Genomic DNA, 15,656 nt, shown 5'->3' with positions numbered 1-15,656 from the left:
GCGCAGCGGGAACGGGGTACGTGTGATGGCGAACGACGAGAAGCTGCTCGACCATCTCAAGTGGATGACCGCCGAGCTGCGACGCAGCAAGCGGCGCCTCGAAGAGGTGGAGACGGCGGCCGGCGAACCCGTCGCGATCGTCGCGATGACCTGCCGCTACCCCGGGCGGGTCGACACGCCGGAGCAGCTCTGGGAGCTGATCGCCGCCGGCGGTGACGCGATCGGCGACTTCCCCGACGATCGGGGCTGGGACGTCGACGGGCTCTACGACCCCGACCCGGACGCCAAGGGCAAGACGTACGCCCGCGAGGGCGGCTTCCTCGCCGAGGCGGCCGACTTCGACCCGGCGCTGTTCGGCATCTCGCCGCGCGAGGCCCTGGCCATGGACCCGCAGCAACGGTTGCTGCTGGAGACCGCCTGGGAGGCGTTCGAGCGGGCCGGCATCCCCGGTGACAGCGTGCGCGGCAGCCGGACCGGCGTGTTCGTCGGGATCAGCGGCCGCGACTACGACACCCTGTTGCAGCGGCACGCCCAGGACGGCATCGAGGGCTACCGGCTGACCGGCAGCGCGGCCAGCGTGCTCTCGGGGCGGATCGCGTACCAGTTCGGTCTGGAAGGGCCGGCGGTGACCATCGACACCGCCTGCTCGGCCTCCCTGGTCGCGCTGCACCTGGCGGTCCAGTCGCTGCGCCAGCAGGAGTGCTCCCTGGCCCTCGCCGGTGGGGCCACGGTGCTCGCCACCCCGGAGGCGTTCGTCGAGTTCAGCCGCCAGCGTGGCCTCGCCCCGGACGGTCGGTGCAAGCCGTTCGCCGCCGCCGCCGACGGCACCGGCTGGTCCGAGGGGGCCGGCCTGCTCCTGCTGGAGCGGCTCTCCGACGCCCAGCGCAACAACCACCCGGTGCTCGCCGTCATCCGGGGCACCGCGGTCAACCAGGACGGTGCGTCCAACGGCCTCACCGCCCCCAACGGCCCTGCCCAGCAACGCGTCATCCGGGCCGCGCTGGCCAACGCCCGACTCACCGCCGCCGACGTCGACCTGGTCGAGGCGCACGGCACCGGCACCCGGCTCGGCGACCCGATCGAGGCGCAGGCGCTGCTCGCCACCTACGGTCAGAGCCGTCCGGCCGGTGAACCGCTCTGGCTCGGCTCGCTCAAGTCCAACCTCGGCCACACCCAGGCCGCGGCCGGGGTCGGCGGCGTGATGAAGACGGTGCTCGCCCTGCGGGCCGGTGTCATGCCGCGCACCCTGCACGTCGACGAGCCCACCCCGCACGTGGACTGGACCGCCGGCAACGTCCAGCTGCTCACCTCCGAGCGCCAGTGGGCGCCGGGGGAGCGGCCCCGACGGGCGGCGGTCTCCGCGTTCGGCATCAGCGGCACCAACGCCCACGCGATCATCGAGGAGGCCCCGGCGACGGACGCCCCGGCGACCGACGCCCCGGTCGCCACCGACCCGGTCTGGGTGCTCAGCGGTCACACCCCGCAGGCGCTGCGGGCGCAGGCCGACCGCCTCGCCGCCTTCACCGCCGGCTCCGGGGTGAGCCCCGCCGACGTCGCCCACTCGCTCGCCGCGACCCGCTCGCCGCTGCCCGTCCGGGCGGTGGTCACCGGCGTCGACCTGCCGGCCGGACTCGCGGCCCTGGCCGCCGGGAACGCCGCCGCCGGGCTCGTCACCGGCACCGTCCAGGAGGGCCGCACCGCCTTCCTCTTCTCCGGTCAGGGATCCCAGCGCCACGGCATGGGCCTCGACCTCGCCGCGCGGTTCCCGGCGTACGCGGACGCCTTCGACGCGGTCTGCGCGGAACTGGACCCCCACCTCGACCGCCCGCTGCGCGAGGTGATCGCCGACGGCGTGGACCTGGAGCAGACCGGCTACACGCAGGCCGCCCTGTTCGCTGTCGAGGTGGCCCTGTTCCGTCTGGTCGAGTCGTTCGGGGTCACCCCGGACTACCTGGTGGGGCACTCGATCGGTGAGATCGCCGCCGCCCACGTGGCCGGCGTGCTGTCCCTTGCCGACGCCGCGACGTTGGTGGCGGCGCGGGGTCGGCTGATGCAGGCGTTGCCGCCCGGCGGGGTGATGGTGGCGGTACGCGCCACCGAGGCCGAGGTGCTGCCGCTGCTGTCCGACGGTGTGGACATCGCCGCCGTCAACGGTCCCCGGTCGGTGGTGCTGTCCGGCGTCGCCGACGCCGTGACGGCGGTCGCCGTCCACTTCGAGAAGTCCAGGGCGCTGACGGTCAGCCACGCGTTCCACTCGGCGTTGATGGAGCCGATGCTGGCCGAGTTCGCCCAGGTGGCGAGCGCCCTGACCTACCACGAGCCGGTCATCCCGGTGGTGTCCAACCTGACCGGGCAGCTCGCCGGCACACCGGACGCCGACTACTGGGTCCGGCACGTACGCGGGGCGGTCCGGTTCGCCGACGGCATCGCCTGGCTCCGCGGCCGTGGCGTCACCCGGTTCCTGGAGATCGGCCCGGACGGCGTCCTCACCGCCATGGCCCGGGAGAGCGACGACACCGAAACCACCTACGTGCCGCTGCTGCGCCGGGGCCGCCCCGAGGTGACCGCAGTGGTCACCGGGCTGGCCGAGGCGTACGTGCGGGGTGCCGCGATGGACTGGACCGTGCTGGCCCCGGGTGGCCGCCGCGTCGACCTGCCCACCTACGCGTTCCAACACCAGCGGTACTGGCCGACCATCGGCACCGCCACGGTCGGCGACACCCGCGCGCTGGGCCTCACCGGCGTCGACCACCCGCTGCTCGGTGCCTCAGTGGCGCTGGCCGGTGCCGACGAGCACCTCTTCACCGGTCACTGGTCCGCCGCCGGGCACCCGTGGCTCGCCGACCACCAGGTCGCCGGGGACCTCGTCGTGCCCGGCACCGCCCAGCTCGAAGCGGTGCTCGCGGCGGGCGCCGAGGTCGGCTGCCCGACGGTCGAGGACCTGGTCCTGGCCACCCCGCTCGTCCTGCCCCCGGCGGGGGTGCAGGTCCAGGTCCGGGTCGGCGCGGCGGACGCCGACGGCCGACGCAGCGTCAGCGTGCACAGCGGGGACGGCGAGACGTGGACCGTGCACGCCTCCGGCACCCTCGGCGTCACCGGCACCGCGCCCCCGACCCTCACCGAGTGGCCGCCGCCGGGGGCCGAACCGGTCGACATCGACGACCTCTACCCGGGGCTGGTCGAGCGCGGCCTGACCTACGGGCCTGCGTTCCGCGGCCTGGAAGCGGTCTGGTGCGGCCCGCTGGGGGAGACGTTCGCCGAGGTACGCGCCCCCGAGAGCGTCGACGCCTCCCGCTTCGGGCTGCACCCGGCGATCCTCGACGCCGCCCTGCACGCCCTCGGTCACACGGTCACCGACGCCGCACCGGCCGCCGTCCCGTTCGCCTGGAACGGCGCCACGGTGCACGCGGTCGGCGCCGACACGATCCGGGTACGGCTGCGGGGCACCGACACCGTCGCCGTGGACGTCTGGGACACCACGGGGCAGCCGGTCGCCACTGTCGGTTCCCTGGTGCTCCGGCCGTACGCCCCACCCACCGCGACCACCCTGCCGGTCGCCGACGCCCTGCACCGCCTCGCGTGGACACCGGTCACCGCCGCCCCCGCCGCACCGGCCACGTCGGCGCAGATCTGGCATCCGCCGACCACCGACGGCGACCCGCTGACGGCCACGCACGCGGCGACCGCCGCCACACTCGACGTCCTCCAGTGCTTCCTGCGCGACGTCACCGACGCCGACGCCCGGCTCGCCGTGGTCACCTCCGGCGCGGTGGCGGCCACACCCGACGGGGACGTCACCGACCTGGCCGCCGCCGCCGTCTGGGGGCTGGTCCGCACCGCGCAGACCGAGAACCCGGACCGCTTCGTCCTGGTCGACCTGGACCGGCCCGACGACGGCGTGCTCGCCGCCGCGCTCGCCACCGGGGAGCCGCAACTCGCCGTCCGCAACGGCACGGTGCTCGTCCCGCGCCTGGCCCGCGCCGCGACCGGGCCCACCCTCATCCCGCCCGCCGGAGTCCCCTGGCGACTCGACGTCCCGGCCAAGGGCACCCTCGACAACCTCACCCTCGTCGCGTGCCCCGAGGTCGACGAACCCCTCGGCCCGGGCCAGGTCCGGATCGCGGTCCGCGCCACCGGCCTCAACTTCCGCGACGTCCTGATCGCGCTGGACATGTACCCCGACGTCGCCCAGCTCGGCAGCGAGGGCGCCGGTGTCGTCACCGCGATCGGCCCCGGTGTCGACGGGCTGGCCGTCGGCGATGCGGTCATGGGCATGTTCTACGGCGCGTTCGGCCCGGTGACCGTCACCGACCACCGGCTGGTCACGCCGATCCCGGCCGGCTGGACGTTCGAGCAGGCCGCCGCCGTGCCGATCGTCTTCCTCACCGCCTACTACGCGCTGGTCGACCTGACCGGCCTGTGCGCCGGGGAGGCGCTGCTGGTGCACGCCGCCACCGGCGGCGTCGGCATGGCCGCCGTGCAACTGGCCCACCACCTCGGCGCCACCGTCTACGGCACGGCCAGCCCGGCCAAGTGGGAGACGCTGCGTGGCCTGGGTGTCGACAGCGACCGGATCGCCTCGTCCCGGACCACCGGCTTCGAGGGCAGGTTCCGCGCCGCGACCGGCGACCGAGGGGTCGACGTGGTGCTCAACTCGCTCACCGGTGAGCACGTCGACGCGTCACTGCGGCTGCTCACCCCGGGCGGCCGGTTCGCCGAGATGGGCAAGAACGACGTCCGCGACCCGGCCGCGATCAGCGCGGCGCACGGCGTCAGCTACCGGGCCTTCGACACCATCCAGGCCGGACCGGACCGGATCCAGGAGATGCTGCGCGCCCTGGTCGACCTCTTCGAGGCCGGCGCGCTGCGGCCGCTGCCGGTGACCACCTGGGACGTCCGCGCGGCGGGTGCCGCGTTCCGGCACGTCAGCCAGGCCGCGCACGTCGGCAAGGTGGTCCTCACCGTCCCGACCGCCCTCGACCCGGAGGGCGCCGTCCTGCTCACCGGCGGCACCGGCGCGATCGGTGCGGCCGTCGCCCGGCACCTGGTCACCACCCACGGCGTCCGGCACCTGGTGCTGGCCGGCCGGCGCGGCCCGGACGCGCCCGGCGCGGCCGACCTCGCCGACGAACTGCGCGGCCTCGGTGCCCGCGTGACACTGGCCGCCTGCGACGTCGCCGACCGCGGCGCGGCCGCGGCCCTCATCGCGGCCAGCACCACGGACCGGCCACTCACCGCCGTCGTGCACCTCGCCGGCGTCCTCGACGACGGTGTCCTCGGCGCGATGACAGCGGACCGGCTGAGCAGCGTGCTCCGCCCCAAGGTCGACGCGGCCTGGCACCTGCACGACCTCACCCAGGACCAGCCGCTGGCCGCCTTCGTGCTGTTCTCGTCGCTGTCCGGGCTGCTCGGCGCGGCCGGGCAGGCCAACTACGCGGCCGCGAACGCGTTCCTGGACGGGCTCGCCGCGCACCGCCGCGCCCAGGGCCGCCCGGCGATCTCGCTCGCCTGGGGTCCGTGGACCGCCACGACCAGCATGGCCGGGCGGCTGGACGACACCGACACGCGACGCATGGACCGTACGGGTGTGCTCGGCTTCGACACCGGCGAGGGGCTGGCGCTGCTCGACCTGGCGCTCGGGGTCGACGAGTCGTTGACCGTCCCGGTGCGACTCGCCCGTACCGTCGCCGCCGGCACCACCCCACCGCCGCTGCTGCGGGGCCTCGTCCGTGGGGTGACCCGCCCGGCCGGCAGCGCCGGGCCGGCCGACGCGGCGACAGCGCTGCGCCGCCGGCTGGCCACCGCACCGGCCGAGGCGGAACGGATCCTCCTGGACATCGTCGTCGCGGACGTCGCCGCGGTCCTCGGGCACGCCCCGTCCGACGTCGTCGCCGGCCGAGCCTTCAAGGAACTCGGGTTCGACTCGTTGACGGCCGTCGAACTACGCAACCGGCTCACCGCCGTGACCGGGCTCCGGCTGTCCGCGACACTCGCCTTCGACCACCCGAGCCCTCTCGCGCTCGTCTCCCACCTGCGCGACGAACTGCTCGGCGGTGCCATCCCGGAGGCACCCCCGCCGTCCACGGAGACCACCGGGGACGACGACGATCCGATCGCGATCGTCGCGATGGCCTGCCGCTACCCGGGTGGCATCAGCACCCCTGAAGATTTGTGGCGACTGGTCGCCGACGGCGCCGAGGGCATCAGCGCGGTCCCGGCGGACCGGGGGTGGCGGGCCGACCTCTTCGACACCGACACCGACGGCGGCTCGGCCACCGACCGTGGGGGCTTCCTGCACGACGCCGCCGACTTCGACGCCGACTTCTTCGGCATCTCGCCGCGCGAGGCACTGGCCATGGACCCACAGCAACGGCTGCTGCTGGAATCCACCTGGGAGGCCCTGGAGCGCGCCGGCATCGACCCGGAGACGGTCCGCGGCAAGCAGGTCGGTGTCTTCGTCGGAGCCTCGGCCCAGGGGTACGACACGCTGCTGCAGGGCCGGGACGCCAGCACCGGCTACCTGCTCACCGGCACCGCCGCCAGTGTCATCTCGGGCCGGCTCGCGTACACCTTCGGCTTCGAGGGCCCGGCCGTCACGGTGGACACCGCCTGCTCGTCGTCACTGGTCGCGCTGCACCTGGCGATCCGTGCGATCCGCAACGGCGAGTGCGCGATGGCCGTCGCCGGCGGCGCCGTGGTGATGGCCACGCCGACGATGTTCCTGGAGTTCTCCCGACAGGGTGGGCTCGCCGCCGACGGGCGCTGCAAGGCGTTCGGGGCGGGCGCCGACGGCACCGGCTGGTCCGAGGGCGTCGGCGTGCTGCTGGTCGAGCGGCTCTCCACCGCCCGCCGCCGCGGTCACCCGGTGCTCGCGCTGGTCCGGGGCACCGCCGTCAACTCCGACGGTGCGTCGAACGGTCTGACCGCCCCGAACGGCCCCGCCCAGCAACGGGCGATCCGGGCCGCGCTCGCCGACGCTGGCCTGTCCACCGCCGACGTGGACGTGGTGGAGGCGCACGGCACCGGCACGGTGCTGGGCGACCCGATCGAGGCGCAGGCGTTGCTCGCCACGTACGGCCAGGGCCGTGCCGCCGACCGGCCGCTGTGGCTCGGCTCGATCAAGTCGAACCTGGGTCACGCGCAGGCCGCCGCCGGAGTCGGCGGCATCATCAAGATGGTCATGGCGATGCGGGCCGGGCTGATGCCCCGCACCCTGCACGCCGACGAGCCGACGTCGCACGTCGACTGGTCGTCGGGCTCGGTCGCCCTGCTCACCGAGGCCCGCGAGTGGACGGGCGACGGGCGTCCCCGCCGGTCGGCGGTCTCCTCCTTCGGGGTCTCCGGCACCAACGCGCACGTCATCCTCGAAGCGGCACCCGAACCGGCCCCCGCACCCGACGGGCCGGCACGGGACGGGACCGTCGACGTACCGCTGCTGCTGTCCGCCCGCACCCCGGAGGCGCTGACCGCGCAGGCCACCCGGCTCCTGGCCGACGGCGACGTGGACCTGTTCGACGCCGCGTACACCCTCGCCGGGCGGGCCCGCCTGCCGTACCGGGCGGTGGCGTTCGGTCGGGCCGCCCTCGACGCCCTCGCCGCCGGCCAGCAGGACCCCGCCCTGGTCACCGGCGTGCCGGTGCCCGGCCGGACGGCGTTCGTCTTCTCCGGCCAGGGTTCGCAGCGGCCCGGCATGGGCCTGGCCCTTCACGAGACCTTCCCGGTGTACGCGGAAGCGTTCGACGCGGCCTGCGCCGAGCTGGACCTTCACCTGGACCGGCCGATCCGCGACGTCATCGCCCAGGGTGACGACCTGGACCAGACGGTCTACACCCAGGCGGCGTTGTTCGCCGTCGAGGTTGCCCTGTTCCGGCTGGTGGAGTCGTTCGGTGTGACCCCGGACTACCTGGTGGGGCATTCGATCGGTGAGATCGCCGCCGCGCACGTCGCCGGGGTGCTGTCCCTGCCCGATGCGGCGAGCCTGGTCACCGCCCGAGGTCGCCTTATGCAGGCGTTGCCGACCGGCGGTGTCATGGTCGCGGTGCGGGCCACCGAGGCGGAGGTGCTGCCGCTGTTGACCGACGGGGTGAGCATCGCGGCGATCAACGGGCCCCGGTCGATCGTCCTCTCCGGTGTCGCCGACGAGGTCACGGCGGTGGCGGCGCACTTCGGGAAGTCGAAGCGGTTGCGGGTCAGTCACGCGTTCCACTCGGTGTTGATGGAGCCGATGCTGGCCGAGTTCGCCCAGGTGGCGGCGACGCTTTCCTACGGCACGCCGCGTATTCCGATCGTGTCGAACGTGTCCGGGCAGGTCGCCGAGACGCAGGACGCCGGCTACTGGGTGCGGCACGTGCGCGAGGCGGTGCGGTTCGCCGACGGGATCACCACCCTGGAGGGCCTGGGTGTCAGCACGTTCGTGGAGATCGGCCCCGACGGGGTGCTGTCAGCCATGGGCGCCGACTGCGTCGCCGACGCGGTGTTCGTACCCGTGCAACGCTCTGACCGGGACCAACCTGCCACGCTGCTGACCGCCCTCGCGCAGGCCTACGTGCGTGGCGTCGCGGTGGACTGGACGCCGTGCCTGACCGGCGGGCGGCTGGTCGACCTGCCCACCTACGCCTTCCAGCGCCGCCGCTACTGGCCGGCCACCGCCGTCGGCGAGGCCGGCGCCGGCAGTCATCCGCTGCTCGGCGCGATGGTCCCGCTGGCCGGCAGCGACGACGAGCGGGTACACACCGGGCACTGGAGCACCGGCTCGGTGCCGTGGCTGGCCGACCACCGCATCGCCGGCTCGGTCGTCGTGCCCGGCACGGCGCTGCTCGAACTGGTCCTCGCGGCCGGCACCGAGGCCGGTTGCGACCACGTCGACGACCTCGTGCTGTCCGCTCCGGTGGTGGCCGGTGAACGCGGCGTGCAGCTCCAGGTGCGGGTCGGCCCGGCCGACGAGGCCGGACGTCGACCGGTCGCGGTGCACGCCACCACCGACGGAGTCCGGTGGGCGGCACACGCCACCGGTACGGTCAGCCCCGCCACAGTGCCCGCCCCGGACGTCGACGAATGGCCGCCGCCCGGCGCGACCCCGCTCGACCTCGGCGACCTCTACCACGACCTGGCCGATCGTGGCCTCGACTACGGTCCCGCCTTCCGAGGGCTGCGCGGGGCCTGGCGCGCCACCGACGGCACCCTCCACGCCGAGCTGGCCCTCGACGGTGACGCCGACGGGTACGCGGCGCACCCGGCGCTGCTGGACGCCGCCCTGCACGCCCTCGGCCTGACCGAGGACGCCGGCCGGGAAGCCAAGGTGCCGTTCTCCTGGACCGGTGTCACCTGCCACGGTCAGACCGGCAGCGCCGCCCGCGCCCGGCTGACCCGCACCGCCGCCGACACCGTCCGGATCGACCTGACCGACGACCTCGGTCGCCCCACTGTCACAGTGGAGTCCCTGCTGCTGCGGCCGTACGCCCCGCCGTCGGTGCTGCACACGCTGTCCTGGTCGCCGATCCCGGTGCCCGTGGAGTCGACCGCGCAGGACCTGACCGTGCTGCGCGTCCCGCAGGTCCCGGGCGACCAGGCGGCCGCCGCGCACGCGGTGACGGTGGAGGCGCTCGCCGCCGCGCAGGCCGTCCTCGCGCAGGACGACGCCCGTCTGCTCGTGCTCACCACCGGCGCGGTGGCGGCCGTCGCGGACGACACGGTCCCGAACCCGGCCGGCGCGGCGGTCTGGGGCCTGATCCGCAGCGCCCAGTCCGAGCACCCGGGCCGCTTCCTGCTGGCCGACGCCCAGCCCGGCGACGACCCGGACGACGCCCGGCTGGCAGCCATCGCCGGGGCCGGCGAGGAGCAGGTCGCACTGCGCGGAGGCGCTGTCCTCGTACCCCGGCTGGTGCCCTGCCGCGTCTCCGGCGACGGGCCGTCCTTCGGCACCGGGACCGTCCTGGTCACCGGGGCCCTGGGCGCCCTGGGCAGGATCGTCACCCGGCACCTGGCGACCCGCCACGGCTGCACCGACCTGATCCTGCTCGGTCGCCGCGGCACCGACACGCCCGGTGCCGCCGAGCTGGTCGCCGACCTGGCCGGCGTCGGCGCCACCGCGACGGTGGTGGCCGCCGACGCGGCCGACCGGGACGCCCTCGCGGCGGTCCTCGCCGCAGCGCCCGACCTGACCGCCGTCGTCCACATCGCCGGCGTCCTCGACGACGGTACGATCGACCACCTCACCCCGGACCGCACCGCCGCCGTCCTGCGACCGAAGGTCGACGCGGCCTGGCACCTGCACGAACTGACCAGCGACCGGGACCTCTCCGCGTTCGTGTCGTTCTCCTCCGCCGCCGGCGTCTTCGGCGGCCCGGGGCAGGGCAACTACGCCGCCGCCAACGCCTTCCTCGACGCCCTCGCGGCGCACCGGCGCGCCGCCGGCCTGGCCGCGACCTCGCTGGCCTGGGGACCGTGGGCGGACGGCATGGCCGCCGGTCTCGCACCGGCGGAACTGGACCGGATGGCCCGCTCTGGTGTGCTGCCGCTGCCGACCGACGTGGCGCTCACCGCGCTGGACCAGGCCGCCGCCGACGGGCAGGCCCTGCTCGTCCCGGTCCGGCTCGACCCGTCGGCGACCCCGTCGCACGTCCCCGGCGTCCTGCGCGGCATGGTCCGCGCGATCCCCCGGCAACGCGCGGGTCGGGCGTCCGGCGACGCCGCCCTGGTGCGCCGGCTCGCCAATCTGGCGCCGGCCGCGCGCCGCGACCAACTGCTCGATCTGGTACGCACGCACGTCGCCGGCGTGCTGGGCCACGGTTCCGGACGCGCCGTTGTGGCCGACCGCCCCTTCAGCGAGTTCGGCTTCGACTCACTCGCCGCCGTCGAGCTGCGCAACGGGTTGAACGCCGCGACGGGGCTGCGGTTGGCCGCCACCCTGGTCTTCGACTACCCGACCCCAGTCGCCCTGGCCGACCACCTGAACACCGCTCTCGGCGGTGGCGACGAGGTCCCCACGGCCGGTGTGAGCAGGGCGGCCACGGCCGACGAACCCATCGCGATCGTCGGCATGGCCTGCCGCTACCCCGGCGGTGTGACGACCCCCGAGGAGCTGTGGCAGCTGGTCGACACCGGCGGTGACGCGATCGGCGAGTTCCCCCCTGACCGGGGCTGGGATGTAGGGGTGTTGTTCGATCCCGATCCTGACAATCCTGGGACCACGTACACCAAGGAGGGCGGTTTCCTCTACGACGCGGGCGACTTCGACGCGGGATTCTTCGGGATCTCGCCACGGGAGGCCCTCGCCATGGATCCGCAGCAGCGGCTGTTGTTGGAGACCTCCTGGGAGGCGTTCGAGCGGGCCGGGATCGACCCGGCGGTCGTACGGGGAGCGCAGGTGGGTGTGTTCGCTGGGGTGATGTACCACGACTACGTCAGCCGGCTCGGCTCGGCTGACGGAGTCGAGGGTCTGCTGGGTGTCGGCAACGCCGGCAGTGTGGTCTCCGGCCGGGTGGCGTACACCTTCGGCCTGGAGGGCCCGGCGGTCACCGTGGACACCGCCTGCTCGTCCTCCCTGGTGGCACTGCACCTCGCGGTCCGGGCGCTACGCAACGGCGAGTGCGTCATGGCACTGGCCGGCGGGGTGACGGTGATGGCCACCCCGGGTACGTTCGTCGACTTCTCCCGGCAGCGTGGCCTGGCGCCCGACGGCCGGTGCAAGTCCTTCTCCGACGACGCCGACGGAACCGGCTGGGCGGAGGGCGCCGGGGTACTGCTGGTCGAGCGGCTCTCCGACGCGGTCCGTAACGGTCACCGGGTGCTCGCCGTGGTACGCGGCACCGCTGTCAACTCCGACGGCGCGTCGAACGGCCTGACCGCCCCGAACGGCCCGTCGCAGCAACGCGTCATCCGCGCCGCGTTGGCCGACGCCGGCCTGACCACCGCCGACGTGGACGCGGTCGAGGCGCACGGCACGGGCACCCGGCTCGGCGATCCGATCGAGGCGCAGGCGCTGCTGGCCACCTACGGTCAGGATCGGCCCGCCGACCAGCCGCTGTGGCTGGGGTCGATCAAGTCGAACATCGGGCACACCCAGGCCGCCGCCGGGGTCGCCGGGATCATCAAGATGCTGATGGCGATGCGGCACGACACCATGCCGCGGACCGTCCACGTCGAGCGGCCCACCGGGCACGTCGACTGGTCCGACGGTGCGGTGGAGCTGCTCACCGACGCCCGGCCGTGGCCGGCGGGGGAGCGCCCGCGTCGGGCCGGGGTGTCGTCGTTCGGGGTGTCCGGCACCAACGCGCACGTGATCATCGAGGAGCCGCCGGTCACACCGGTGGCCGAGTCGGTGGCGACGGTCCCCGGTGTGCCCTGGTTGTTGTCGGCGCGCAGCGCGGCGGCGGTCGCCGGGCAGGCGCGCCGGCTCGCGGGGTGGGACGGCGATGCCGGGCAGGCGGCGTACTCGCTGGCCACCTCGCGTGCTGTCTTCGACCACCGCGCGGTCGTCCTCGGCCCGGACCACCGCGCCGGTCTGGCCGCGTTGACCGACGGGTTGCCGTCCAGCGCGGTGGTGTCCGGTGTGGCCCGTGTCGACGCGGGTGTGGTGTTCGTGTTCCCGGGTCAGGGTTCGCAGTGGGTCGGCATGGCCGCCGAGTTGTTGAACGCCGAGCCGGTGTTCGCGGCGAGGGTCGCGGAGTGTGCGGCGGCGCTTGCGCCGTTCGTGGACTGGAACCTCCTGGACGTGTTGCGCTCCGATGATCCGTTGGAGCGGGTGGATGTGGTGCAGCCGGTGTTGTGGGCGGTGCATGTCGCGTTGGCCGAGGTGTGGCGGTCCAAGGGTGTCACTCCGGATGCGGTGATCGGTCATTCGCAGGGTGAGATCGCGGCGGCCTGTGTGGCCGGGGTTCTGTCGCTGAGTGACGCGGCGAAGGTCGTGGCGCTGCGGAGCAAGGCGCTGCTGGCCTTGTCCGGCAGTGGTGGGATGGTGTCGGTCAGCGCGGGTCTGGATGTGGTCACCCCGTTGTTGACCGAGGGTGTGAGTGTCGCGGTGGTCAACGGTCCGACGAGTGTCGTGGTGGCCGGTGCGGACCTGGACGGGTTCCTGGCCGCTGCGGAGGCGGCGGGGGTGCGGGCCAGGCGGGTGAAGGTGGACTACGCGTCGCACTGCGCTCTGGTCGAGCCGGTCGAGGCGGAGTTGGCCCGGCTGCTGGACGGGGTGCGACCACAGCAGGGCGCGGTGCCGGTGTTCTCCACCGTGGAGGGCGGCGGTGTGATGGATGCCGCCTACTGGTATCGCAACCTGCGCCAGCCGGTGCGCCTGGATCTGGCAGTGCAGGCCGCGCAGGCGGCCGGTAACCGGATCTTCGTGGAGGTCAGCGCGCATCCGGTGTTGACCGGGGCGATCGAGGCCACCACCGTCGGCACCCTGCGTCGCGGCGAAGGCGGCCCGCAGCGGTTGGTGCGGTCGCTGGCCGAGGCGTGGGTGCAGGGCGCACCCGTCGACTGGACCACGGTCATCCCCGCCACCCAGGTCGTCGACCTGCCCACGTACCCCTTCCAACACCAACGCTACTGGCCGGCCGGCGACACACCGGTGCCCGTCGTCGACCCGGTCGACAGCGAGTTCTGGCGGGCCGTCGAGAACGGCGACCTCACCCCGCTGGGCATCACCGGCGACGGCACCGAGCTGCTGCCCGCCCTCACCGCCTGGCGGCGTACCCGCACGGAACGCGGCACCACCGACACCTGGCGCTACACCGTCGGCTGGACCGCCCTGCCCGAACCGCCCGACGCGTTGTTCACCGGCACCTGGCTGCTGATCACCACCGCCACCGCCCAGGCCGAGACCGAATTCACCAGCGCCGCTATCGAGCAGGCCGGCGGCACCGCCGTCATCGTCGAGGTCGACCCGGGGGCCACCGACCGGGCCGCACTGACCGCACAGCTGAGAGCCGCGACCGGCCCCGAGCCCACCGTCAGCGGTGTGCTGTCCCTCCTGGCGGTCGCCCCGGACGCCGACGGAGCCGTCCCGCGGTGCCTGACCGCGACCGTGCTGCTGATCCAGGCCCTGACCGACGCCGGGATCCCCGGCCGGCTGCGGATCGTCACCCGTGGCGCGGTCACCGTCGCCGCCACCGACGAACCGCCGCTGACCGGCCCCGCCCAGGTCTGGGCCACCGGCCGGGTGCTCGGCCTGGAACAGCCGGACCGCTGGGGTGCCCTGATCGACCTGCCGGCCCGACTCGACAACGCCGCCCTCACCCGCTTCCAGGCAGCCGTCGCCGGCATCGACGACGAGGACCAGATCGCGGTACGCGAGGACGCCGTCCACGCTCGACGCCTGCGCCCCGCACCCCTCGACAGCCCGGCACCGCCGACCGGGTGGACGCCCACCGGCACCACCCTGATCACCGGCGGCACCGGCGCGATCGGCGCACACGTGGCCCGCTGGCTGGCCGGACGGGGCGCCGAGCACCTGGTGCTCACCAGCCGTCGAGGCCCGGACGCCCCCGGCGCCGACGACCTGCGGACCGACCTGGAACACCTCGGTGCCCGGGTGACCATCGCCGCCTGCGACACCGCCGACCGGGACGCGCTCACCAGGCTGCTCGACGGCATCGGCGACCTCACCGCGGTCTTCCACGCCGCCGGCGTCGCCCGGTCGGCACCGCTGGCCGACACCGGCCTGGACGAGTTCGCCGACGTGGTCAACGGCAAGGCGGCAGGTGCCGCGGCGCTCGACGACCTGGTCGGGGACGTCAGCGCGTTCGTGCTGTTCTCCTCCAACGCCGGTGTCTGGGGCGGCGGCGGGCAGGGCGCGTACGCGGCAGCCAACGCGTACCTCGACGCGCTCGCGGCCCGTCGCCGGGCCCGTGGGCTGCGCGCCACCTCGATCGCCTGGGGTGTGTGGGACGGCGGTGGCATGTCCGACGCCGCGATCGTCGAGCAGTTGCGCCGACGTGGCCTCGCCGCGATGGCACCCGACCTGGCCATCGCCGCGATGGCCCGCGCCCTGGACCACGACGAGACCTTCGTCGCCATCGCCGACGTGGACTGGCAGCGGTTCGCGCCCGCCTACGAGTCGGCCCGGCCCCGGCCGCTGCTGCACGACCTGCCGCAGGTACGCCGGCTCCGCGACACCGACCAGGCCGCGATCGGTGGCCAGGGGGCGTCCGTGCTCTACACCCGACTCCGCGACAGGTCTCGCGGCGAACGGCACCGGGCCCTGCTCCAGACGGTACGGGCGGAGGCCGCCGCTGTCCTCGGGCACCCGTCGGCCGAGTCCGTCGAACCCGAGCGGGCGTTCCGGGAGCTGGGCTTCGACTCGGCGACCGCGATCGAGATGCGCAACCGGCTCAACGCGAGCACCGGTCTGCGGCTCGCCACCACCCTCATCTTCGACTACCCCAGCGCCCTGGTCCTCGCCGAGCACCTGCACGACGAGCTGTTCGGACCGGACGACCTCGACGACGACGCCCGCATCCGGCAGGCGCTCGCCGCGATCTCCCCGGCCCGGCTGCGTGCCGCCGGGTTGCTGGACGCCGTGCTGCGCCTCGCCGACGGCGACGACACCGAACCCGCCGCCGGGGAACCCGACGGCACCGACCTCGACGGGCTGGATGAGGACGACCTCATCCGGCTGGCGCTCGATTCCTCTCGCTGAACCACCGACGTGCGGAGCTCAT

The 15,656-nt window shown here is 74.5% G+C and carries 1 pseudogene; it reads left to right on the top strand.

The window, feature by feature from the left end:
* Window positions 1–25: 25 nt before the first annotated feature.
* Window positions 26–15,634 (top strand): annotated as a pseudogene (locus GA0070612_RS32670) (type I polyketide synthase); the annotation flags it as partial.
* Window positions 15,635–15,656 lie beyond the last annotated feature (22 nt).

This window comes from Micromonospora chokoriensis (assembly GCF_900091505.1).
Classification (GTDB): domain Bacteria; phylum Actinomycetota; class Actinomycetes; order Mycobacteriales; family Micromonosporaceae; genus Micromonospora; species Micromonospora chokoriensis.
This window is presented reverse-complemented; position numbering and strand designations above follow the sequence as displayed.